Source organism: Burkholderia aenigmatica (genome assembly GCF_048627025.1).
Lineage (GTDB): Bacteria > Pseudomonadota > Gammaproteobacteria > Burkholderiales > Burkholderiaceae > Burkholderia > Burkholderia aenigmatica.
Genome location: NZ_CP184469.1, coordinates 3,089,513 through 3,111,066 on the forward strand (window position 1 = coordinate 3,089,513; position 21,554 = coordinate 3,111,066).

A 21,554-nucleotide genomic window follows, 5' to 3' on the forward strand; every position below is an offset into this window, starting at 1 on the left:
AAGTGGTCATACCAGTATGGAAATGCAGGATCGAGCGGGCCCGGCGCGGAACGTGGCCGACGTCGTTGCCGAGCGCATCGAGAAACTGATCGTCGACGGCGTGCTGAAGGCCGGACAGGCGCTGCCGTCCGAGCGGCGGCTGACCGAGAAGCTCGGCGTGTCGCGCACGGCCGTGCGCGAAGGGATGAAGCTGCTGCGCGCGCGCGGGATCATCGACACCACGCACGGCAAGGGCTCGTTCGTTGCGAGCCTGACCCCGCAACGCGAGATCACGCCGATGATGCATCTGCTCGGCTCGCAGCCGCGCACGCTGTACGACCTGTTCGAGGTGCGCGGGATGCTGGAGACGGAGGCCGCGCGGCTCGCGGCGCTGCGCGGCACGCCGGCCGATTTCATCCTGATCAAGCGTCGCTACGAGGAGATGACGGCGGCCGACGCACAGGATCTCGACCCGGCTGCGCGCGCGAAGCTCGATCATGCGTTTCATCTCGCGATCTGCGAGGCGTCGCATAACCCGGTGCTGGTGAATACGCTGCAGTCGTTGACGGATCTGCTGCTCAGTTCGGTGTTCGCGTCGGTGAACAATCTCTATCACCGTGAGCCGTTGAAGAAGCAGATCGACCGCCAGCATGCGCGGCTTTATAACGCGGTGACCGGGCGGTTGCCCGATCAGGCGCGCAAAGCCGCGAGCGAACATATTCGTCAGTGCGTCGAGTATCTGCGGGAGATCGAACAGGAAGAGCAGCGGCTCGTGCGGTCGACGTTGAGGCTTGAAGGATGGACGTGAGGTCGGCCGCGCGTTGCGCTGTGTCTTGATGCGCGTCACGCACAGCGGGCCGTCTCGCGACGCGTGTCACATGGCTATGTCAGACTGTGAGCCATTCTTCGTGTGGCCCGCTGTCGTCCGCCACGATGCGTGGACGCCGTCGCGTGAGCAGTGCCTGACGGCATCACGCAGGACGAACCGGTGCGCCACCCTTCCCGAAACGGAGGACATCGCATGTCGAACCGGACCCACGACGACGGGCACGACGCCCGTCCCGCCCACGCGGCAGACCAATCCGCCGATGCGCAGCGCGACGCGTTGCTTGCGTTGCTGAACGAACTGCTGGAAGCCGAGCGCGCCGGCGCGCGGGTTGCGTCGGAGACGGCGGCGGAAATCGGCGATCCCGAACTTCATCGGCTGGTGGCCGGTATTCGGCAGGATGAGGCGCACTGGTGTGCAGTACTGGTCGATGCGATTCGGTCGCTCGATGCGACGCCGACGCATGCCACGGGTGCGTTCTATGAGAAGGCGATGGCGATCGACGATTTGCCGGAGCGGTTGGCGTTCTTGAATCGCGGCCAGCGGTGGGTCGTGCGGAAGTTGCAGGCGTTGCTGCCGACGCTCGCGCAGCCGGACATGCACCATGCGCTTACGCAGATGCTCGTGTCGCACGAGAAGAACATCGGGTCGGTTGATGTGCAGTTGCGGATCAAGGGCGGCGAGCCGGGGACGGTGTAGCTGCGGCGGGCCGGAGAAAGGTTCCTCGCCGATTGACGTCGATGTTGCTTGTCGACTGAGGATTCAACCCATTGCGGACTTTGGGCCCGGCGGGATCCCAAGGTCATCGGCCATTGGCAAAACCTGCGTCCGTCGAAACCGTCGCCTGGTTTCGTAGGGCGGCTTCGTTCCATACCTGGGGCGCTCGCCCCTCCGACCGAAGCGCTGACCGGCCGACCGACCGGCCACGACGTTTCAACTCTGCAACATAAAGCTCTTTCCGGTTGTCCGGTCGCGCCCCATGCGCACACGGTCCGACGAAACCGCCGATTACCGTCATCCCCGTCACGGGTGCCGCCTGGCGGCCAGCTCCGGCACCGATGCGAGGCTTGCACCGGCACGGTCTCGCCATCGCGCTTGCCTGTCACCGATTCAGGACTGAAACCGATCGGAAAGTGCCCGCGGCTGGCATTCAGCAGCGGCGCGATCGATGGTCGAGCCGATCCGGCTATTCCCGACCGTTTCAAGACCGACACATTTTCCGCGACGACCGGCATCTCGGCTTGCATCGACGCCCCCTCGTCAGACTAAACGTCCTCCCCGACGGCCGTGGCACGCTCCATGCTTCCACGCCACATGCGCTGGATCTCCCGTTCCGGCGCTCAACCAAATATTTCGACAAAGTTCGCGTCCGACGCCCCGGTAACGGCACTGTTTCGGTGGGGGACGCATCGGGGGACACAATGAAAACAAGTATCACGATCTCGATCGCGACATCGTCGGGGATGGGCAACGGCGCAGCAACGATCACACCGGAACCGGCTTCCGCCCGATGCCGGACATGCCAGCGTGCATCCGCGCCCGATCGGAAGCAACGGGCGCCGGCGCACGCGCGAGCGCACCATGCCGCCCCCCACTTCACCGGCATGCGTGTCTGCGTACCGCTGACTCTGGACTGCAGGCCGAAACGAGTGCCCTGAGCACCCTCCGGCATTTCACCTGAACGGCGCTCGGGCCGTCAGATGCACCGCGCCGCGGTCAGCGACGCCGGAACCACGCGGTTCGTTCTGCCGCGTGCGGATGGCCGGCTCACGAAATATCGTCGATACAAGTCTTTCATTCGATCATGAATCGGACTGAGAACCGCCCTTGTTCGGTCATCGCGCTTGCTCTTTCGCTGGCCGTACTGTTCCTGATCACGCATCCTTATACGGGCATTCGGCACGATGCGATCCTGTACACCGCGCAGGCGCTTTATAACGCGCATCCCGAGAATTTTTCGCACGACCTGTTCTTTGAATACGGTTCCCAGGATCGGTGGACGATTTACGGCCGGATCTTCGCGAAGATCGTCTCGGCATTCGGACTCCGAACGAGCAATCTCGCGGGCCTGATCGTCGCTCAGGCACTCTGGTGGAGCGGCATCTGGCGCCTGACGAAGAGACTGCTGCCAGAACCGTGGCACTGGCTCTCGTTGTGCCTGATTGCCTGCATGCCGTCCGATTACGGCGCCGGGCTGATCTTCTCGTACGACGAAGGCTTTCTCACCGCCCGGCTTCCCGCTGAAGCCCTGGGCCTGTGGGCGATTGCGTTGATGCTCGATCGCCGGTATCGCATGGCCATTGCACTGGCACTCGTCGCAACGGCCGTTCACCCGCTGATCGGCGGCGTTTCACTGGTCTTCGTCGTACTCGACCGGATGCCGCGCGTGAAGTGGTGGCGGCTATTGCCGCTCGCGCTGATCGCTTTCGCCGTCGTCGAGATGCCGGCGTTCAAGGCAATGCACCTGTATCCGTTCGATCCGGCATGGCGGTCGATTGCGCAATACAACGTGCCCTTCCTGTTCCCGACCTTGTGGTCGGTCAATGCATGGAGCAAAGCGTGCTGGGCGATCGCCATGCCCGCGATGCTCTGTGCAACGCGAGTGCAGGATCACCGAACCCAGTGGTCGACGCTCACGCTGATCGGTGTGGCCGGCGTCGCACTGACCACGATCGCGGACTTGACTGGACAGGACGCGGTCTGGATACAGCTGCAGCCCTGGCGCGTGCTGTGGCTGCTGACGCTGATGCAATGGCCTGCGGCCATTTTGCTCGTGCGACGCGAGCGCCACGCGCGGCCGACGCTGATCTGGCTGCTGGCGATCTGCTGGCTACTGATCGACGTCGGCGGCGGGATCGTCGCGCTGGCCATTGCCGCGGCGCTCCACGCGGCAGCCCGTTGGCCGGCGCTCCGCGCCCCGAGGGCGCTGCCTGGCGACTTCGCCCCGGCGCTTCGCTATACGCGGATCGGGGTGACGCTCGTTGCCGCGATCGTCTGGATCGTCTTCCAGGGCGCGTATCAGGTCTGTCGCATCGAGTATCCAACCGGTAGCGTGATGCTCGACCTCCCGTGGCTCGAAACACTGATTCACACGCACCTCGTCGTCACGCTGGTCGCGTTGCTCGCGGTGCTCAATCTGTCGCACAAGCGAATCGCGGTCGTCGGGCTGCCGGTGATATTGGCCGCTTTCGCCGCATACGGACTCGTCAATATCGACCAGCGCTCGGAGCCCACCAAGATCATGGAAGCCGGCGCCGACCGTGCGGACTTTGCGCCGTTCGAAGGTACGGTCGCGCGCGGCAACATCGTCTATTGGGACGGCCCGGCAGACGAAGTCGTCTATCCGTGGCTGATGATGAGGACATCGAGCTATTACTCGCCGGCTCAGGCCGCGGGTCTGATCTTCCACCGCCGGACGACCTTCGAGGCGCTACGGCGGCTCGAATTGATCAAGCAGGACCCGTACGCGGCCCGGCCTCGCGGCAACCACGACGCGGGCCCAAAGTCGACCGTATTCGTGTCCAAGTATGAATACCTTCCGCTGACCCGAGCGGGCATCCGGCACATCTGTGCAGACCCGGTGCTGGATTTCATCGTGTCGCATCAGCGCTACCCGGAGTTGGCGACACGCTACGCCTGGTCGCCCGAACCCAACAGCACGGTCTGGCTGTACGACTGCCGCAGCATCAGGACGACGGCCGCCGGTCAGGAAGCGTCATTGGTGCACGCGCCACCAGCCAGCCAGAAGACCGTGGTGCCTGCACGACCGCCGACTGCTTTCCGTGGCGGGGCCTCTCGGCCTCGCCATGCGCAAGTGCACGACGTTTGAACGGGAAATACAAAGCATCGATTCAACAGCGCGTTTGCCGCCTGGCTGGAGCGGCCGATACAACAGTCAATGGACCAGCGACTTGAGACTCGGGGTGACAACATGGATCAGTCGGTTGACGTACTCATCATCGGCGCGGGCCCGGGCGGCCTCACCGCCGCCTATCTTCTGACCAAGCAGACCGACCTTTCGGTCGCGCTCGTCGAGAAAGATCCTCGCTATGTCGGCGGCATCAGTCGGACCGAACAGTTCGACGGTCACTGCTTCGACATCGGGGGACACCGCTTCTTCTCGAAGTCCCCGGACGTTGTCGCACTGTGGCACGAACTGCTCCCGGACGACTTCATCGAGCGGCCACGCAGCTCGCGCATCTTCTACCGGAACAAGTTCTACCGCTACCCGCTCGACGGAATCGAGGCCTTGCTCAATCTCGGCATCGTGGAAAGTACGCGCTGCGTGCTTTCGTACCTCGCCGCGCGTATCAAGCCGTGCCCGCACCCGAAGTCCTTTCATCAGTGGGTCGCCAATCAATTCGGAGAACGGCTGTTCTCGATCTTCTTCAAGACCTACACGGAAAAGGTCTGGGGCATGTCGTGCGACGAGATTTCGGCGGACTGGGCCGCGCAGCGCATCAAGGGCCTGAGCCTGTCTACCGCCATCGTCAGTGCCGTCAAACGCTCACTCGGCATCCGGTCGAGCAAGACCGACGTCAAGACCCTGATCGAATCCTTCCACTACCCGCGCCGCGGCCCCGGCATGTTGTGGGAAGCTGCCGCCCGGAAATTTCAGGATCAGGGTGGACAGCTGATGATGGGACAAGCGGCCGGCGCGATGCAATACGACAGTCGCGCGCGGCGCTGGCTCGTCGAAACCGTCGGCAAGGACGGCCAGATCAATCGCATCAGCGCGCGTGACGTGGTGTGCACCGCGCCGCTGCGCGAAACGCTCAACGCGATTTCGCCCCGTCCGTCATCCGCGGCTGCCGCGTCGAGGCTGCAGTATCGAGACTTCATCACGGTCGCGCTGATACTCGACCGGCCTGCCACGTTCACGGACAACTGGATCTACATCCACGACCCGTCCGTCAAGGTCGGGCGCATCCAGAATTTCGCGTCGTGGTCGCCTGAGATGGTGCCCGACGCGACGACCGGCGGCTGCCTCGGGCTCGAGTACTTTTGCTTCGATGGCGATTCGATGTGGGAAAGCAGCGATGCCGATCTCACCGAACTCGCGATCGATGAACTCGAGAAAGTCGGTCTTGCGACCCGCGATCAGATTCGCGGATCGCGCGTCGTTCGTCAGCCGAAGGCGTACCCCGTGTACGACGACGATTATCGCGACATTGTCGATCAGGTCCGCGCGGATCTGGTCGAGCACTATCCGAACCTGCATCTCGTCGGCCGTAATGGCATGCACAAGTACAACAATCAGGACCATGCAATGATGACCGCGATGCTGACCGTCGAGAACATCGTCGCCGGGTACAAGCTTCGCGACGTCTGGGCCGTCAACGAGGACGCGGAATATCACGAGAGCGGTAGTGAACCGCAAGTCAGTACATCGGGGTTGCGCGCTGTCCCGACCCGCACGGTTCAGTGGGGGCAGAAATGATGTTTTCCGCCTATTTCTTCGTGAGTGCCTTGTCGCTCGTCGCCGACTGGTCGCTCTTCCTCACACTGAGCTCGGCCATGCAGATCGATGCCGGGATTTCGGCATGGATGGCGTACCTGATCGGGGGCATCGTAAATTACGTGCTTTCGCGCCGCTTCGTGTTCCACTCGGACGCGACCGGCCGCCGGCAGATCGGCGAGGCGCTGCTGTTCGCGGCGAGCTGCGGGCTGGGTTCGCTGCTGACCGGCGGCATTGTGCACGTCGCGGCGACACTGCTCGGCAATATTGCCGCGAAGTGGATCGCGGTCGTGGTCAGTTTTGTCACGCTGTATTTGATCCGCAGGGTCGCCGTATTCCGGGTGCCGGGCGCGCGTGCTACGGCCGCGATTCTGGCGACCGAGCGCCAGGGTGTTGACCGGGACGTGTGTGTCAAGGCAACGGTGCGTTGAGGGCGGGCGGAGGGTGTTGACGTTCGCGAACGATCGCGGCCAGCCCCCGGAGTGACCCTCGACCCGCTCTTCGGTCGAGCGCACCGGGATGCCGTGCCCGGCGATCGGCGCACGCATGCCGCGCGCGAGCCAGACTACGTTGTCGTGCCGCACGGTGCAGAACTTCGGCGATGCAGCCGCGCCGCATGGTGCAAGCGGCAAACGTACCGTCGGCCTCACCCGCCTTCGACGAGCCGCATCACGATGCGCCTGGCGGATTCGAGATGCGCGACCGTCATCGAGCGAGCCGCACGCGCATTGCGGTCGCGGCACGCCTGCAGGATCTCCTCGTGCTCGACCTGGAACGAAGGCGTATCCGCGAGCAGCGTGGCTTGCAGGCGCTCGTACCGTTCGACCTGGCTGCGCAGTTCCGCGATCGTCTTCAACTGCCGCGCGTTGCCGCAGCACGAATACAGCAGCGCGTGGAATTCGCGGTTCAGTTCGCCCTGCCGGCGCGCCACGGCCGCATCGCCGAGCAGGCGATGGACGAGTTCGGCGCGCGCAAGCGTCTCGTCGTCGAGCCGCTTCACGCTCCGGTAGATCGCATCCCCTTCGAGCAGCGTGCGCAGGTCGTAGATTTCCTGCACGTCGGACGCGGTCAGCATGCGCACGACAGCGCCGCGATTCCTGAAGATGTCCAGCAATCCATCGCGCTCCAGGCGCTGGATCGCCTCGCGCATCGGAATCCGGCTGATGCCGAACCGGTCGGCCAGGTCGCGCTCGACCAGCCGCTCGCCGGCTTCCAGTTCGCCGTTGATGATCATGTCCCGCAACGAGGCGGCCACGGCGTCCGCCGTGGAATCGAGTTTGGCTTCCATGCCTGCGTGTTCCGTCAATTTGGAATAATGGTATACCAAACGGGAATCCAGTGCCAAAATGGCGGGCACAGGCGGGCTACGCACAACGCAATCCGGCCCGGTCGAAGCAACCCACATCAATGGAGAGCGAGATGGCATCTGGCGAACACACATATCGCGTCGCAGTCGAGTGGACGGGCAATCGCGGCACCGGCACGTCGGGGTATCGCGAGTACGGGCGGGATCACGTGATCCGGGCCGGTTCCAAGCCGGACATTCCCGGTTCGTCGGACCCGGCGTTTCGGGGCGATGCCGCGCGCTGGAATCCGGAAGACCTGCTGCTGGCGTCGGCATCGGCGTGCCACAAGCTCTGGTACCTGCATCTGTGCTCCGACGCGGGGATCCGCGTGCTCGCCTATGTCGACGACGCGGAAGGCACGATGATCGACAGCCCCGATGCGGGCCGCTTCACGGAAATCGTGCTGCGCCCGCACGTGACGATCCAGGCCGGCGACGATCTTGAGCGGGCGGAACATCTGCATCATGACGCGCACGCGCAGTGCTATATCGCGAACTCGGTCAATTTTCCGATCCGCTGCGAACCGGTCGTCGTGTTCGCCGCCGCGTGATGCCGACACCCGCCGAACGAAATCGACGATGAAGCTCTTCTACTACCCCAGCAATGCCAGCGTGGCGCCGCACTTCGTGCTGGAAGAAATCGGCAAGCCGTTCGAACTCGAATTCGTCGACCGCACGCACGACCAGCACAAGTCGCCGGACTACCTCGCGCTCAATCCGAACGGGCTCATTCCGGTGCTGATCGATGGCGATCTGGTGCTGTACGAAGCCGCCGCCATTTGCCTGCATCTCGCCGATACGCATCCGGAGCAGCGGCTTGCGCCCGAACTCGGCACGCCGGAGCGCGCGCAGTGCTACAAATGGCTGATGTGGCTCACCAATACGCTTCAGACGACGCTGCTCGCGTACTTCTATCCGGAGCGCTGGGTCGATGTGGGCAACGCGGCGGGCGCCGCGCAGGTGAAGGCGCACGCGGAGGCGAAAATCGCGGCGCTGCTGGATCAGCTCGACCGTCAACTGGAAACGAGCGGCGGCCCGTGGCTGCTCGGCGCGCGCTACACGGTGCTCGATCCGTACGCGCTGATGCTGTGCCGCTGGACGCGCGGCTTTGCCGAGCCGGCGCGGCAGCGGCCGGTACTGGGCGGCTATCTGCAGCGCGTGCTCGCGCGCCCGGCGATCCAGCGGGCGTTGCAGACCGAAGGGCTCGCGCAGCCCTGGGTGTGACGCGTCATGGCGTCAGCATGCGCGTCACCCGATGCGCATGCTGACGGGCGATCCGGAACCGGCAGCGGCCACGACGTCGCGAACTCGGCGTCAGCGTCACAGCTCGACGCCATACACTTCCCGCGCGGCCGCGCGGATCGCATCGGCCATCACCGCGACGGCCGGCGAATGCAGCCGGTCGGTGCGCGTGATGATCCCGAAATCGTCCATCCGGCAATCCATCTGCAGCGGCAGCACCGTGACGATCCCGTGCCGCGCGTAGTAGCGCGCGACGTCCTCGGCGAGCACCGCGATCATGTCGCTCTGTTCGAGCAGTTGCGTGATGAACAGCAGCGCGGACGTCTCGACGAGGTTCGCCGGCGGCGCGAGGCTCGCGCGCTGGAACACGAGTTCGAAGCGGTGGCGCAGCACGCTGCCGGCGGGCGGTACGACCCACGCGGCGCGCTGCACGTCCGCGAGCGACAGCGGCGCCTGCGCGAGCAGCGGATGGCCCGGCCGCACGACCGCGGCCACCGGCTCGCCGGTCAGCGGTTCGTAGCGCAGGTGCAGCTTGTCGTGTTCGGCGGAGAGCCGGCCGAGCACGATGTCGATCTTCTCCTGCGCGAGATGTTCGAGCAGCACGTTGCTGGTGTCGATCTCGACCGACACGTGCAGGCCGGCATGCGTGCCCTTCACGGCGGCGACGGCCGGCGGCACGAGCCGCAGGCCCGGCGACGTGATCGCGCCCACCGCCACGTGCCCGAGATGGCCGGCCTTCAGCGCGGCCAGTTCCTCGTGCGCCTGGTCGAGGCTGCCGAGCGCCGCGCGCGCGTGGCGGATCAGCGCGTCGCCGTACAGCGTCGGCCGCATCCCGCGCGGCAGGCGCTCGAACAGCACCGCGCCGATCGATTCCTCGAGTTCGCGCAGCAGCTTCGATGCGGCCGGCTGCGTCATGTTCAGCGCGGCCGCCGCGCGGTGAATGCTGCCTTCGTCGGCGAGCGCGACGACCAGCAAAAGCTGGCGCGTCTTCAGGCGGCCACGGTTTCCCCACGGGCTGGCATCGGGCATCGTACGGGTTTATATCGATATCGAAATCGGTATCGTAATCGCCCAAAACGTCATTAGCGAGTTATCAAAATTCTGCCTAGACTGCGCCGGTACCCGTCACCACAGGACTGACGATGTCGGCAACAAAACCCAGGCTGCGCTCCGCCCAATGGTTCGGCACGAACGACAAGAACGGCTTCATGTACCGGAGCTGGATGAAGAACCAGGGCATCCCCGATCACGAGTTCGATGGCCGGCCGGTCATCGGCATCTGCAATACGTGGTCCGAACTGACGCCGTGCAACGCGCACTTCCGCAAGCTCGCCGAGCACGTGAAGCGCGGGATCTCCGAGGCGGGCGGCTTCCCGGTCGAATTCCCGGTGTTCTCGAACGGCGAATCGAACCTGCGCCCGTCGGCGATGCTGACGCGCAATCTCGCGTCGATGGACGTCGAGGAAGCGATCCGCGGCAATCCGATCGACGCGGTCGTGCTGCTCGCCGGCTGCGACAAGACCACGCCCGCGCTGCTGATGGGCGCCGCGAGCTGCGACGTACCGGCGATCGTCGTGTCGGGCGGCCCGATGCTGAACGGCAAGCTGGAAGGCCGGAACATCGGCTCGGGCACGGCCGTGTGGCAACTGCACGAAGCGCTGAAGGCCGGCGAGATCGACCTGCATCACTTCCTGTCGGCCGAAGCCGGGATGTCGCGTTCGGCCGGCACCTGCAACACGATGGGCACCGCGTCGACGATGGCGTGCATGGCCGAGGCGCTCGGCGTCGCGCTGCCGCACAACGCGGCGATTCCGGCCGTCGATTCGCGCCGCTACGTGCTCGCGCACATGTCCGGCATCCGCATCGTCGAGATGGCGCTGGAAGGGCTCGTGCTATCGAAGATCCTCACACGCGCGGCGTTCGAGAACGCGATCCGCGCGAACGCGGCGATCGGCGGTTCGACCAATGCGGTGATCCACCTGAAAGCGATCGCGGGCCGCATCGGCGTGCCGCTCGAACTGGAAGACTGGATGCGCATCGGCCGCGACACGCCGACGATCGTCGACCTGATGCCGTCGGGGCGCTTCCTGATGGAAGAGTTCTATTACGCGGGCGGGCTGCCGGCCGTGCTGCGCCGGCTCGGCGAAGGCGGGCTGCTGCCGAACCCGGACGCGCTTACCGTGAACGGCAAGTCGCTGTGGGACAACGTGCGCGAAGCGCCGAACCATGACGACGAGGTGATCCGTCCGCTCGACCGGCCGCTGATCGCCGACGGCGGCATCCGCATCCTGCGCGGCAATCTCGCGCCGCGCGGCGCGGTGCTGAAGCCGTCGGCGGCGAGCCCCGAACTGCTCAGGCATCGCGGCCGCGCGGTCGTGTTCGAGAACTTCGAACACTACAAGGCGACGATCAACGACGAGGCGCTCGACGTCGACGCCAGCTCGGTGCTCGTGCTGAAGAACTGCGGGCCGCGCGGGTATCCGGGGATGGCCGAGGTTGGCAACATGGGGCTGCCGCCGAAGCTGCTGCGCCAGGGCGTGAAGGACATGGTGCGGATCTCCGACGCGCGGATGAGCGGCACCGCGTACGGCACGGTCGTGCTGCACGTCGCGCCGGAGGCCGCCGCCGGCGGGCCGCTCGCGGCCGTGCGCAACGGCGACTGGATCGCGCTCGACTGCGAGGCCGGCACGCTGCATCTCGACATTACGGATGACGAACTGCAGCGCCGCCTGTCGGACGTCGATCCGACCGCGGCGCCGGGCGTGGCCGGCCAGCTCGGCAAGGGCGGCTACGCACGGCTGTACATCGATCACGTGCTGCAGGCCGACGAGGGGTGCGACCTCGACTTCCTGGTCGGCATGCGCGGCGCGGACGTGCCGAGCCATTCGCATTGAGCGTGACGAAGCGCCGCGCGAGCCGGCACGGCACGCGCGCGGCGATGAACAGGCGCAGCAGGACAGACCGGTGACGACGCCGGCGCAGCCCACCCTTGGAGACAGCATGACGACGCAACAACCGTCCGCGACCTCGGCCACGCCTCGGCCCGGCATGCCGGCCGCCATCGACGAGCGGCATCTGATGCGCGTGCTCACACGCAAGCTGGTGCCGTTTCTCGCGCTGATCTATGTGGTCGCGTACGTCGATCGCACGGTCGTCGGCTTCGCGAAGCTGCACATGAACGCGGCGATCGGTCTGAGCGACGCGGCGTACGGGCTCGGTGCGGGCCTGTTCTTCATCGGCTACTTCCTGTGCGAGGTGCCGAGCAATCTCGCGTTGGGCCGCTTCGGCGCGCGCGTGTGGTTCGCGCGCATCCTCGCGACGTGGGGCGTGATCACGATGGCCATGGCGTTCGTGCAGGGGCCGACCAGTTTCTACGTACTGCGCTTCCTGCTGGGGGCAGCCGAGGCCGGCCTGTATCCGGGCATTCTCTATTTCCTCACGCAGTGGTTCCCGATGCGCGATCGCGCGCGGGTGATCGGGCTGCTCGTGCTCGCGCAGCCGGTCGCCGGCATCGTGACGGGCCCGCTTGCAGGGTGGCTGTTGTCGACGCACGGGCTGTTCGGCCTGTCGAACTGGCAGACGCTGTTCGTCGTCAGCGGCCTGCCGGCCGTGCTGCTCGTGTGGCCGACGCTGCGGCTGCTGCCCGAGTCGCCCGATCGCGCCCGCTGGCTGAACGATGCGGAACGCCGCTGGATCGCCCGCCAGCTTGCCGCCGATCGCGATACCTATCGCCCCGACACGCACCGCAATCCGCTCGCGGCGCTGCGCGACCGGCGCGTGCTGCTGCTCGCCGCGCTGTTCCTGCCGTTTCCGCTGTGCATCTACGGGCTGTCGCTGTGGCTGCCGACGATCATCAAGGCGTTCGGCACGGGCGATGCGGCGACGGGCCTGCTGTCGGCCGTGCCGTACCTGTTCGCGGTGGTCGGCCTGCTGGTCGTGCCGCGCCATTCGGACCGCACGCGCGAACGCTACTGGCACATCGTCGTCGTATCGGCCGCGGCCGCGTTGACGATGGCCGCGAGCGCGTGGGTGCGGCAGCCGGCGCTGCAGTTCCTGTTCATCTGCCTCACGGCGTTTTCGCTCTATTCGATCCAGGCCGTCGTGTGGGCACTGCCCGGCGAGTTCCTGACCGGTACGAGCGCGGCGGTCGGCATCGCCGCGATCAATTCGCTCGCGAATCTCGGCGGCTATGTCGGGCCGTACGGAATCGGCCTGATCAAGCAGGCGACCGGCAGCCTCGCGGCCGGCCTGTATTTTCTCGCGGCGACGCTGCTGTTCGCGGTGCTGATCACGTTCGTGGTCCGCGCGGCGCTGCGCACACCGCAACCCATCGACGGCGCGCTCGCCCGCGAATCGTGATGCCTTGCGGCGACGCATCGTCTTGACTGACGCAGGACCCGAACCATGACATCGAGCAGCACGCCGCGCTACCGCGGCATCTTCCCCGTCGTACCGACGACGTTTACCGACACCGGCGAACTCGATCTCGCGAGCCAGAAGCGCGCGGTCGATTTCATGATCGACGCGGGCTCGGACGGGCTGTGCCTCCTCGCGAACTTCTCCGAGCAGTTCGCGATCACCGACGACGAACGCGACGTGCTCACGCGCACGATCCTCGACCACGTCGCGGGGCGCGTGCCGGTGATCGTCACGACGTCGCACTACAGCACGCAGGTGTGCGCGGCGCGCAGCCTGCGCGCGCAGCAGCTCGGCGCCGCGATGGTGATGACGATGCCGCCGTATCACGGTGCGACGTTCCGCGTGCCGGAAGCGCAGATCGTCGATTTCTATGCGCGCGTGTCCGACGCGATCGACATCCCGATCATGATCCAGGACGCGCCCGCGAGCGGCACCGCGCTCTCCGCCCAGCTCCTCGCGCGGATGGCGCGCGAGATCGAGCAGGTCGCTTACTTCAAGATCGAGACGCCGGGCGCCGCGAACAAGCTGCGCGAGCTGATCCGCCTGGGCGGCGACGCGGTCGAGGGGCCGTGGGACGGCGAGGAGGCGATCACGTTGCTGGCCGACCTGCATGCGGGCGCGACCGGCGCGATGACGGGCGGCGCATACCCGGACGGCATCCGACCGATCCTCGCAGCCTTCCGCGCAGGCCGGCACGACGACGCATTCGCGCATTACCAGGCGTGGCTGCCGCTGATCAACCACGAGAACCGCCAGTCCGGGATCCTGACCGCGAAGGCGCTGATGCGCGAAGGCGGCGTGATCGCGTGCGAGCGGCCGCGGCATCCGATGCCGGAACTGCATCCGGACACGCGTGCGGAGCTGATCGCGATCGCGCGCCGGCTCGATCCGCTCGTGTTGCGCTGGGCGCACTGAGCGACGCAGGAGGAACGCACGATGAGCGACGCAATTTCGCTGGGCGTGGTCGGGATCGGCAAGATCGCGCGCGACCAGCATCTGCCGGCGATCGATGCCGAACCGGGCTTCAGGTTGACCGCGTGCGCGAGCCGTCACGCGGAAGTTGCCGGCGTGCGCAACTACCCGGATCTCGGCGCGCTGCTCGCGGCCGAGCCCGGTCTCGATGCCGTGTCGCTGTGCGCGCCGCCGCAGGTGCGCTACGCGCAGGCCCGAGCCGCGCTCGAAGCCGGCAAGCACGTGATGCTCGAGAAGCCGCCGGGCGCGACGCTCGGCGAAGTGGCTGCGCTGGAGGCGCTCGCGCGCGAGCACGGCCTCACGCTGTTCGCGACCTGGCATTCGCGCTGCGCGAGCGCGGTGGAGCCCGCCCGCGCATGGCTCGCGACGCGCGCGATCCGCGCGGTGCAGGTGCGCTGGAAAGAAGACGTGCGGCGCTGGCATCCGGGGCAACAGTGGATCTGGGAGCCGGGCGGCCTCGGCGTGTTCGATCCGGGCATCAATGCGCTGTCGATCGTCACGCGGATCCTGCCGCGCGAGCTGGTGCTGCGCGAGGCGACGCTCATCGTGCCGAGCGACGTGCAGACACCGATCGCGGCCGAACTCGATTGCGCGGATACCGACGGCGTGCCGGTGCGCGCGGAATTCGACTGGCGGCATGGCCCGGTCGAGCAATGGGAGATCGCGGTCGACACGGCCGACGGCGTGCTCGCGATCAGCCGCGGCGGCGCGCAGTTGTCGATCAACGGCGAGCCGGTCGAGATCGGCCCCGAGCGCGAGTACCCGGCGCTGTATGCGCAGTTCCGCGCGCTGATCGCGCGCGGCGAAAGCGACGTCGACGTGCGGCCGCTGCGGCTCGTCGCCGACGCATTCCTGTTCGGCCGGCGCGTGCAGACCGACGCGTTCGGCCGCTGACCGTGCGCAGCGCGCTGCGGCGCGATCACGCACGACGAATCACTACGGCACGAGCCGACACCAAGGAGACACCGCATGAACCGCACGATTCACACGATTCGCCGCCAGACGTTGCGCGCGTTGCTGGCCGCGCTATGCATCGCACCGCTCGGCATGCAGGGCGCCGCGCGCGCCGACGCGCCGCTGAAGATCGGCTTCCTGGTGAAGATGCCGGAGCAGGCCTGGTTCATCAACGAGCAGAACGCGGCGTCCGCGCTGGGCCAGAAGGAGAATTTCTCGGTCGTGAAGATCGGCACGCCCGACGGCGAGAAGGTGCTCGCCGCGATCGACAACCTCGGCTCGCAGGGCGCACAGGGCTTCGTGATCTGCGCGCCGGACGTGCGCCTCGGCCCGGCGATCGCCGCGCGCGCGAAGCGCTACAACATGAAGTTCGTGACCGTCGACGACCAGCTCGTCGATTCGACCGGCAAGCCGCTGCCGAACGTGCCGCACCTCGGGATGTCGGCGACCAAGATCGGCAACCAGGTCGGCCAGGCGATCGCCGACGAGATGAAGCGGCGTGGCTGGAAGCCCGAGGAAGTCGGCGCGCTGCGGATCACGAACTACGAGCTGCCGACCGCGAAGCTGCGCACCGACGGCGCGACGCAGGCGTTGCTCGCGAACGGCTTCCGCAAGGAGAACATCTTCGACGCGCCGCAGAAGACGACCGACGACGAAGGCGGCTTCAGTGCGGCCGCGCCGGTGCTCGCGCGGCATCCGAACGTGAAGAAGTGGGTGGTCTACGCGCTGAACGAGGAAACCGTGCTCGGCGCGGTGCGCGCGACCGAACAGCTGCATATCCCGGCGACCGACGTGATCGGCGTCGGCATCAACGGTGCGGGTGAGGCGTTCGCCGAATTCCAGAAGAAGGAGCCGACCGGTTTCTACGGGACGATCGCGGTCAGCTCGACGAACCACGGCAAGGACAGCACGCAGAACCTCGTCGACTGGATCCGCAACGGCAAGGCGCCGCCGGCCGACACGCAGACGAGCGGCAAGCTGATGACGCGCGCGAACTGGCAGGCCGTGCGCACCGAGCTCGGCATCTGAGCGCGCGACGCGAGAACGCGATGACGACGCAGACGATGACGGCCGTATCCGGCAACGACAGCAGCGACGACGGCACACCGACGCCTGGCGGCGCGCTGCTCGCGCTCGACGGCATCACGGTGACGTTCCCGGGCGTGCGCGCGCTCGACACCGTGTCGCTGTCGGTGCGCGCGGGCGAAGTGCACGGGTTGATGGGCGAGAACGGTGCGGGCAAGTCGACGCTGCTGAAGGTGCTGTCCGGCGTGAACCAGCCGCAGGCCGGCACGCTGACGCTGAACGGCACGGTGCAGCGCTTCGCGTCGACGCGCGCGGCGCTGGAGGCCGGCATCGCGATCATCTACCAGGAGCTGCATCTGGTGCCCGAGCTGACGGTCGCCGAGAACCTGATGCTCGGGCAGTTGCCGAGCCGGCTCGGCGTGGTCGACGAACGCACGCTCGCCGCGCGCGCGCTCGATGCGCTGGAGCGGCTCGGCGAGCACATCGACCCGGGTATTCCGGTGAAGTATCTGTCGATCGGCCAGCGCCAGATGATCGAGATCGGCAAGGCGCTGATGCGCGACGCGCGCGTGATCGCATTCGACGAGCCGACGAGTTCGCTGTCTGCGCGCGAGACCACGCAACTGTTCCGGATCATCCGCGCGCTGCGCGCGGAAGGCCGCGCGATCATCTACGTCACGCACCGGATGGAAGAGGTGTATGAACTGTGCGACCGCGTGACCGTGTTTCGCGATGGCCGCCGCATCGACACGTTCGATTCCGTGACCGATCTCGACCGCGACCGGTTGATCGGCTGCATGGTCGGCCGTTCGATCGAGGACGTGTACGGCTACCGGCCGCGCGCAGCCGGCGACGTGCTGATCGAGGCGAAGGGGCTCGTGGGGCCCGGCTTGTCCGAGCCCGTGTCGTTCACCGCGCGGCGCGGCGAGATCGTCGGCTTCTTCGGGCTGGTCGGCGCGGGTCGCTCCGAGCTGATGAAGCTGCTGTACGGCGCCGCGCGCCCGAGCGCGGGGCATGTCGAGCTGCACGGGCGGCGCGTCGCATTCGGCAGCCCGCGCGACGCGGTGCGCGCCGGCCTCGCGCTGTGCCCGGAAGACCGCAAGCAGGAGGGCATCGTCGCGATCGCGTCGGTGGCCGACAACCTGAACATCAGCGCGCGCCGGCATTTCAGCCCGGCGCGGATGCTGCTCGATGCACGGCGCGAGCGCGAACTCGCGCAACGCTACATCGAACGGCTCGCGATCAAGACCCGCGACGGCGACACGCCGATCGGCGCGCTGTCCGGCGGCAACCAGCAGAAGGTCGTGCTCGCGCGCTGGCTGGCCGAGCGGATCGACGTGTTCTTGATGGACGAGCCGACGCGCGGCATCGACGTCGGCGCGCGCGCGGAAATCTACAACCTGTTCTACGAACTCGCGGAAGCGGGCCGCACGGTGATCCTCGTGTCGAGCGACCTGGCCGAGGTGATCGGCGTGTCGGACCGGATCGTCGTGATGAAGGAAGGACGGATCGCGGGCGAGGTCGCGAAGGCGCAGGCGACGCCCGACGCGCTGATCAAGCTCGCACTGCCGCGCTAGCCCCCCGCAACGATCAACCGGAATGCCAATGACATGAGCCAGGCCATGCAACCCCAACGCACTTCCCCGTCCCCCGATGCCGCCGCCGTGCCCGCACGCGCACGCGGCGGCATGTGGCAGCTGATCAACCGCTCCGGCATCGTGATGGTGTTTCTCGTGCTGTTCGCGACGCTGTCGCTGACCGTGCCGGACTTCCTCACGCCGCGCAACATCCAGGGCCTGCTGCTGTCGGTCACGCTGATCGGCTCGATCGCGGTGACGATGATGTTCGTGCTCGCGCTCGGCGAGGTCGACCTGTCGGTTGCGTCGATCGTCGCGTTCTCGGGCGTCGTCGCATCGACGCTGATCACCGCGACGCACAGCGTGGCGCTCGGCATCGCGGCCGGCATACTGGCGGGCGGCGCGGTCGGGCTCGTCAACGGCGTGCTGATCGCGCGCTGGCGGATCAATTCGCTGATCGTCACGCTTGCGATGATGGAAGTCGTGCGCGGGCTCGCGTTCATCACGTCGAACGGCGACGCGGTGATGATCTCCGAGGAGCGCTTTTTCGAGCTCGGATCGGGCTCGTTCCTCGGCATCTCGTATCCGATCTGGAGCAACATCGTCGGCTTCGTCGTGTTCGGCTTCCTGTTGCGCAAGACGGTATTCGGCAAGAACGTGCTGGCCGTCGGCGGCAACGGCGAGGCCGCGCTGCTCGCGGGGCTGCCGGTGATCCGCATCAAGATCACCGTGTTCGTACTGCAGGGGCTCGTGACCGGTTTCGCGGGCGTGATGCTCGCGTCGCGGATGAGCCTCGGCGATCCGAAGACGTCGGTCGGGCTCGAGCTCGGCGTGATCTCTGCATGCGTGCTCGGCGGCGTGTCGCTGACGGGCGGCGTCGCGACGATCTCCGGCGTATTGGTCGGCGTGCTGATCATGGGCGCGGTGCAGGACGCGATGAGCCTCTTGAACGTGCCGACGTTTTACCAATATCTGATACGCGGCGGAATTCTGTTGCTCGCGGTGCTGTTCGACCAGTATCGTCGCAACCAGCGCCGCACGATGAAGATCTGACGAAAGCGCGGCGGCCCGCGAATGCGAAAAATATCGGGAGACGGCATGCAACAGATTGATCCGGCCGCGTCTGCGACGCTGCTGGCGGACACCCGCAACACGCTCGGGGAAGGCGCGACGTGGTGCGACAGGACGCACGCGCTGTACTGGGTGGATATCGAAGGCGCGCAACTGTGGCGCTGCCGCGCGGATGGTTCGGACCTTGCACACTGGCCGATGCCCGAACGGCTCGCGTGTTTCGCACTGACGCACGATCCGGACGTGCTGCTCGTCGGGCTCGCGACGCATCTCGCGTTCTTCGACCTGCGCAGTGGCGTGTTCACGCGAATCGTCGACGTCGAGCCCGATCTGCCGACGCGGCTGAACGACGGGCGTTGCGATCCGTCCGGCGCGTTCGTGTTCGGGATGAAGGACGAGGGTAGCGAGCCGCCGCAAGCGGTCGGCGGGTTTTACCGGCTCAATGCCGACCTCACGCTCGAACGGCTCGCGTTGCCGCGGGCGGCGATCGCGAACAGCATCGCGTTTTCGCCGGACGGGTCGAAGATGGTCTTCTGCGATTCGCTCGTGCGAGAAATCCTCGTGTGCGATTACAGCCGCGCCGGTGTGGCCGGCGTGCGGCCGTTCGCACGGCTGACCGATGCGGACGGCGACCCGGACGGCTCGACGATGGACCGCGACGGCGGCTTGTGGAACGCGCAGTGGGGCGGCCGGCGGGTGGTGCGCTACGCTGCGGACGGCGTCGAGACGGATCGCATCGCGGTGCCGACCGCGCAGCCGAGCTGCGTGACGCTCGACGGCGCAGGCCGCCTGTACGTGACGAGCGCGCGCATCGGGTTGAGCGACGACGCGCTGGCCGGCGACCCGCATGCGGGCGGCGTGTTCGTCGCGCAGACGCGGCACGCGGGGCTGCCGACGGCGCGGTTTGCGGGGACGCCGCGTAGCTGATCGCGTACGGGATGCCGTTCATGGGATGTCGCTGACGCAGCGGGTTTCGCGGTCAGGTCAGCAGTCCGCCGCGCATGCGTGAGCGCGCGGCGGCTGTCCGGCATTACTGGAACGCCCCGTTTGCCTCCTGACGTGCTGGTAAGATGGCCCGCAATTCCATCCCGCCCGCACCATGAGTTCCGCACCGACCAAACCCGCGAACCCGAAAAACGCCACGAAGAACGCCGCCCGCGCGACGGGCGACAAGCCGAAGGCGCGCGTGCAGCAGCGCCTGACCTACGTGATCGGCGGCCTCGACCGGCTGCTGCGCCGCCACATGACCGACGCGCTCGCACCGCTTGGCATCACGCTCGCGCAATACACGGCGTTGTCGGTGCTCGAGGCGCGCGGCGCGTCGTCGAACGCGCAACTGGCCGAGCGCTCGTGGATCACGCCGCAATCGGCGAACGAAGTGATGAGCGTGATGGCCGCCCGCGGTTTCGTCACGCGTGAAGCCGACCCGTCGCACGGCCGCATCATCCTGCTGACGCTGACCGACGAAGGCGCGGCGATGCTGCGTGAATGCGAAGCCGTCCTGCGCCCGCTCGAGACGCGCATGCTCGGCGACGTCTCCGCCGACACCGCCGCGGACGTGCAGCGCGCGCTCGAACTGTTCTCGCGCAACCTGCGCGGCTGATCGCCTTCCGGACCCATCATCACGCGGGCCCGTGCGGCCCGCGTTCGCTTTGCCGGTCGCCTGACCGTTCCCTGATTCCGTCGTTTCCGCCGCTTTCCGATCCGGGTTTACACCGGCGCTCGTGCCGCTTGCAATATCAGGTAGCCTGATATTAAATGAAGCCGTCCGCAGCAGGGATGCTGCGCACCAAATCGCACAGGAACGAACGACAGGAACCGATATGAGCAAGTACGACAACCGCTGGCAGACCGTTGAAGTGAAGGTGGAGGCAGGCATCGCGTGGGTCACGCTGAACCGTCCGGACAAGCGCAATGCGATGAGCCCGACGCTCAACCGGGAGATGCTGCAGGTGCTCGACGCGGTCGAGTTCGACGACGAGGCGAAGGTGCTCGTCCTCACCGGTGCGGGCGCCGCGTGGACGGCCGGCATGGACCTGAAGGAATACTTCCGCGAGATCGACGGCGGCTCCGACGCGATGCAGGAAAAAGTGCGGCGCGATGCGTCCGAATGGCAGTGGCGCCGGCTTCGGATGTACAACAAGCCGACCATCGCAATGGTGAACGGCTGGTGCTTCGGCGGCGGTTTCTCGCCGCTCGTCGCGTGCGACCTCGCGATCGCGGCTGAAGAGGCGGTGTTCGGGCTGTCGGAGATCAACTGGGGCATCCCGCCCGGCAACCTCGTCAGCAAGGCGATGGCGGACACGGTCGGGCACCGCCGCGCGCTGCACTACATCATGACCGGCGACACGTTCACCGGCGTGGAAGCCGCCGAGATGGGCCTCGTGAACAGCAGCGTGCCGCTCGCCGGGCTGCGCGACGCAACGATCGCGCTCGCCGCGCGGCTGATGGACAAGAACCCGGTCGTGCTGCGCGCGGCGAAGCACGGCTTCAAGCGCTCGCGCGAGCTCACGTGGGAGCAGTGCGAGGATTATCTGTACGCGAAGCTCGACCAGGCGCAGCTGCGCGATCCGGAACACGGCCGCGAACAAGGGCTCAAGCAGTTCCTCGACGACAAGACGATCAAGCCGGGCCTGCAGGCCTACAAGCGCTGACGCAACCGGACGAGAGACACGCATGGCAGGA

Annotated in this window: 18 protein-coding genes and 1 pseudogene; 17 read left to right on the top strand and 2 right to left on the bottom strand. The window is 66.8% G+C overall.

The window, feature by feature from the left end:
* Positions 1 to 16: 16 nt before the first annotated feature.
* The 5 genes and pseudogenes from glcC to ACN8ZM_RS30975 all read left to right on the top strand — a co-directional run bounded on the left by glcC (position 17) and on the right by ACN8ZM_RS30975 (position 6,694).
* Entirely contained in the window at positions 17 to 787 is a 771-nt protein-coding gene (gene glcC, locus ACN8ZM_RS30955) for a transcriptional regulator GlcC (RefSeq protein ID WP_043186328.1), read from the top strand.
* A 273-nt stretch (positions 788 to 1,060) separates the two neighbouring features.
* Positions 1,061 to 1,504: pseudogene (locus ACN8ZM_RS30960) on the top strand (DUF6306 domain-containing protein); the annotation flags it as partial.
* A 1,105-nt stretch (positions 1,505 to 2,609) separates the two neighbouring features.
* A complete protein-coding gene (locus ACN8ZM_RS30965; RefSeq protein ID WP_420211689.1) occupies positions 2,610 to 4,634 on the top strand; it encodes a hypothetical protein in 2,025 nt (674 codons plus the stop codon).
* A gap of 102 nt (positions 4,635 to 4,736) precedes the next feature.
* Positions 4,737 to 6,245, top strand: a complete 1,509-nt coding sequence (locus ACN8ZM_RS30970) for an NAD(P)/FAD-dependent oxidoreductase (protein ID WP_089451556.1) — start codon at positions 4,737 to 4,739, stop codon at positions 6,243 to 6,245.
* Positions 6,242 to 6,694 (top strand): GtrA family protein, encoded by a 453-nt coding sequence (locus tag ACN8ZM_RS30975; protein WP_420211690.1) that lies wholly within the window; start codon positions 6,242 to 6,244, stop codon positions 6,692 to 6,694. The genes ACN8ZM_RS30970 and ACN8ZM_RS30975 overlap by 4 nt, the downstream gene beginning before the upstream one ends.
* Positions 6,695 to 6,909: 215 nt before the next feature.
* Here ACN8ZM_RS30975 and ACN8ZM_RS30980 read toward each other — a convergent pair whose 3' ends face one another.
* A complete protein-coding gene (locus ACN8ZM_RS30980) occupies positions 6,910 to 7,551 on the bottom strand; it encodes a GntR family transcriptional regulator (RefSeq protein ID WP_420211691.1) in 642 nt (213 codons plus the stop codon).
* A 131-nt stretch (positions 7,552 to 7,682) separates the two neighbouring features.
* Here ACN8ZM_RS30980 and ACN8ZM_RS30985 point away from each other — a divergent pair, with 131 nt between their 5' ends.
* Both ACN8ZM_RS30985 and ACN8ZM_RS30990 read left to right on the top strand, forming a co-directional pair.
* Positions 7,683 to 8,159, top strand: a complete 477-nt coding sequence (locus ACN8ZM_RS30985; RefSeq protein WP_420211692.1) for an OsmC family protein — start codon at positions 7,683 to 7,685, stop codon at positions 8,157 to 8,159.
* 28 nt (positions 8,160 to 8,187) lie between these two features.
* Positions 8,188 to 8,832 (top strand): glutathione S-transferase family protein, encoded by a 645-nt coding sequence (locus ACN8ZM_RS30990; RefSeq protein ID WP_420211693.1) that lies wholly within the window; start codon positions 8,188 to 8,190, stop codon positions 8,830 to 8,832.
* Positions 8,833 to 8,928: 96 nt separating this feature from the next.
* Here the strand turns inward: ACN8ZM_RS30990 and ACN8ZM_RS30995 are convergent, their stop codons facing one another.
* Entirely contained in the window at positions 8,929 to 9,879 is a 951-nt protein-coding gene (locus ACN8ZM_RS30995; protein ID WP_089451560.1) for a LysR family transcriptional regulator, read from the bottom strand.
* A 113-nt stretch (positions 9,880 to 9,992) separates the two neighbouring features.
* Here ACN8ZM_RS30995 and ACN8ZM_RS31000 point away from each other — a divergent pair, with 113 nt between their 5' ends.
* From ACN8ZM_RS31000 to ACN8ZM_RS31045, 10 genes are all read left to right on the top strand, one after another.
* Positions 9,993 to 11,744, top strand: a complete 1,752-nt coding sequence (locus ACN8ZM_RS31000) for an IlvD/Edd family dehydratase (RefSeq protein WP_043186342.1) — start codon at positions 9,993 to 9,995, stop codon at positions 11,742 to 11,744.
* A 106-nt stretch (positions 11,745 to 11,850) separates the two neighbouring features.
* Entirely contained in the window at positions 11,851 to 13,209 is a 1,359-nt protein-coding gene (locus ACN8ZM_RS31005; protein WP_043186344.1) for an MFS transporter, read from the top strand.
* Between the two features lie 45 nt (positions 13,210 to 13,254).
* Positions 13,255 to 14,184 (top strand): dihydrodipicolinate synthase family protein, encoded by a 930-nt coding sequence (locus tag ACN8ZM_RS31010; protein ID WP_089451563.1) that lies wholly within the window; start codon positions 13,255 to 13,257, stop codon positions 14,182 to 14,184.
* Between the two features lie 21 nt (positions 14,185 to 14,205).
* Positions 14,206 to 15,135, top strand: coding sequence for a Gfo/Idh/MocA family protein (locus ACN8ZM_RS31015; protein ID WP_175023740.1), 930 nt, complete (start codon positions 14,206 to 14,208; stop codon positions 15,133 to 15,135).
* 75 nt (positions 15,136 to 15,210) lie between these two features.
* Positions 15,211 to 16,224, top strand: a complete 1,014-nt coding sequence (locus tag ACN8ZM_RS31020) for an arabinose ABC transporter substrate-binding protein (RefSeq protein WP_420211694.1) — start codon at positions 15,211 to 15,213, stop codon at positions 16,222 to 16,224.
* Positions 16,225 to 16,244: 20 nt separating this feature from the next.
* Positions 16,245 to 17,798 carry an L-arabinose ABC transporter ATP-binding protein AraG gene (gene araG, locus ACN8ZM_RS31025; protein WP_420211695.1) on the top strand — a complete coding sequence of 518 codons (1,554 nt, stop codon included), beginning with the start codon at positions 16,245 to 16,247 and terminating at the stop codon, positions 17,796 to 17,798.
* 33 nt (positions 17,799 to 17,831) lie between these two features.
* On the top strand, positions 17,832 to 18,851 hold the full coding sequence (gene araH, locus ACN8ZM_RS31030) for an L-arabinose ABC transporter permease AraH (RefSeq protein ID WP_420211696.1): 1,020 nt from the start codon (positions 17,832 to 17,834) through the stop codon (positions 18,849 to 18,851).
* A gap of 45 nt (positions 18,852 to 18,896) precedes the next feature.
* Entirely contained in the window at positions 18,897 to 19,796 is a 900-nt protein-coding gene (locus ACN8ZM_RS31035; protein WP_420211697.1) for an SMP-30/gluconolactonase/LRE family protein, read from the top strand.
* Positions 19,797 to 19,968: 172 nt separating this feature from the next.
* Positions 19,969 to 20,472, top strand: coding sequence for a MarR family winged helix-turn-helix transcriptional regulator (locus ACN8ZM_RS31040; RefSeq protein ID WP_301802346.1), 504 nt, complete (start codon positions 19,969 to 19,971; stop codon positions 20,470 to 20,472).
* A gap of 220 nt (positions 20,473 to 20,692) precedes the next feature.
* Positions 20,693 to 21,523, top strand: a complete 831-nt coding sequence (locus ACN8ZM_RS31045) for a p-hydroxycinnamoyl CoA hydratase/lyase (protein WP_043186359.1) — start codon at positions 20,693 to 20,695, stop codon at positions 21,521 to 21,523.
* Positions 21,524 to 21,554 lie beyond the last annotated feature (31 nt).

Excerpts from the sequence above, each read along its gene's own strand:
- glcC (WP_043186328.1), top strand. The coding sequence starts at position 17 with ATGGAAATGCAGGATCGAGCGGGCCCGGCGCGGAACGTGGCCGACGTC.
- ACN8ZM_RS30965 (WP_420211689.1), top strand. The coding sequence starts at position 2,610 with ATGAATCGGACTGAGAACCGCCCTTGTTCGGTCATCGCGCTTGCTCTT.
- ACN8ZM_RS30970 (WP_089451556.1), top strand. The coding sequence starts at position 4,737 with ATGGATCAGTCGGTTGACGTACTCATCATCGGCGCGGGCCCGGGCGGC.
- ACN8ZM_RS30975 (WP_420211690.1), top strand. The coding sequence starts at position 6,242 with ATGATGTTTTCCGCCTATTTCTTCGTGAGTGCCTTGTCGCTCGTCGCC.
- ACN8ZM_RS30980 (WP_420211691.1), bottom strand. The coding sequence starts at position 7,551 with ATGGAAGCCAAACTCGATTCCACGGCGGACGCCGTGGCCGCCTCGTTG.
- ACN8ZM_RS30985 (WP_420211692.1), top strand. The coding sequence starts at position 7,683 with ATGGCATCTGGCGAACACACATATCGCGTCGCAGTCGAGTGGACGGGC.
- ACN8ZM_RS30990 (WP_420211693.1), top strand. The coding sequence starts at position 8,188 with ATGAAGCTCTTCTACTACCCCAGCAATGCCAGCGTGGCGCCGCACTTC.
- ACN8ZM_RS30995 (WP_089451560.1), bottom strand. The coding sequence starts at position 9,879 with ATGCCCGATGCCAGCCCGTGGGGAAACCGTGGCCGCCTGAAGACGCGC.
- ACN8ZM_RS31000 (WP_043186342.1), top strand. The coding sequence starts at position 9,993 with ATGTCGGCAACAAAACCCAGGCTGCGCTCCGCCCAATGGTTCGGCACG.
- ACN8ZM_RS31005 (WP_043186344.1), top strand. The coding sequence starts at position 11,851 with ATGACGACGCAACAACCGTCCGCGACCTCGGCCACGCCTCGGCCCGGC.
- ACN8ZM_RS31010 (WP_089451563.1), top strand. The coding sequence starts at position 13,255 with ATGACATCGAGCAGCACGCCGCGCTACCGCGGCATCTTCCCCGTCGTA.
- ACN8ZM_RS31015 (WP_175023740.1), top strand. The coding sequence starts at position 14,206 with ATGAGCGACGCAATTTCGCTGGGCGTGGTCGGGATCGGCAAGATCGCG.
- ACN8ZM_RS31020 (WP_420211694.1), top strand. The coding sequence starts at position 15,211 with ATGAACCGCACGATTCACACGATTCGCCGCCAGACGTTGCGCGCGTTG.
- araG (WP_420211695.1), top strand. The coding sequence starts at position 16,245 with ATGACGACGCAGACGATGACGGCCGTATCCGGCAACGACAGCAGCGAC.
- araH (WP_420211696.1), top strand. The coding sequence starts at position 17,832 with ATGAGCCAGGCCATGCAACCCCAACGCACTTCCCCGTCCCCCGATGCC.
- ACN8ZM_RS31035 (WP_420211697.1), top strand. The coding sequence starts at position 18,897 with ATGCAACAGATTGATCCGGCCGCGTCTGCGACGCTGCTGGCGGACACC.
- ACN8ZM_RS31040 (WP_301802346.1), top strand. The coding sequence starts at position 19,969 with ATGAGTTCCGCACCGACCAAACCCGCGAACCCGAAAAACGCCACGAAG.
- ACN8ZM_RS31045 (WP_043186359.1), top strand. The coding sequence starts at position 20,693 with ATGAGCAAGTACGACAACCGCTGGCAGACCGTTGAAGTGAAGGTGGAG.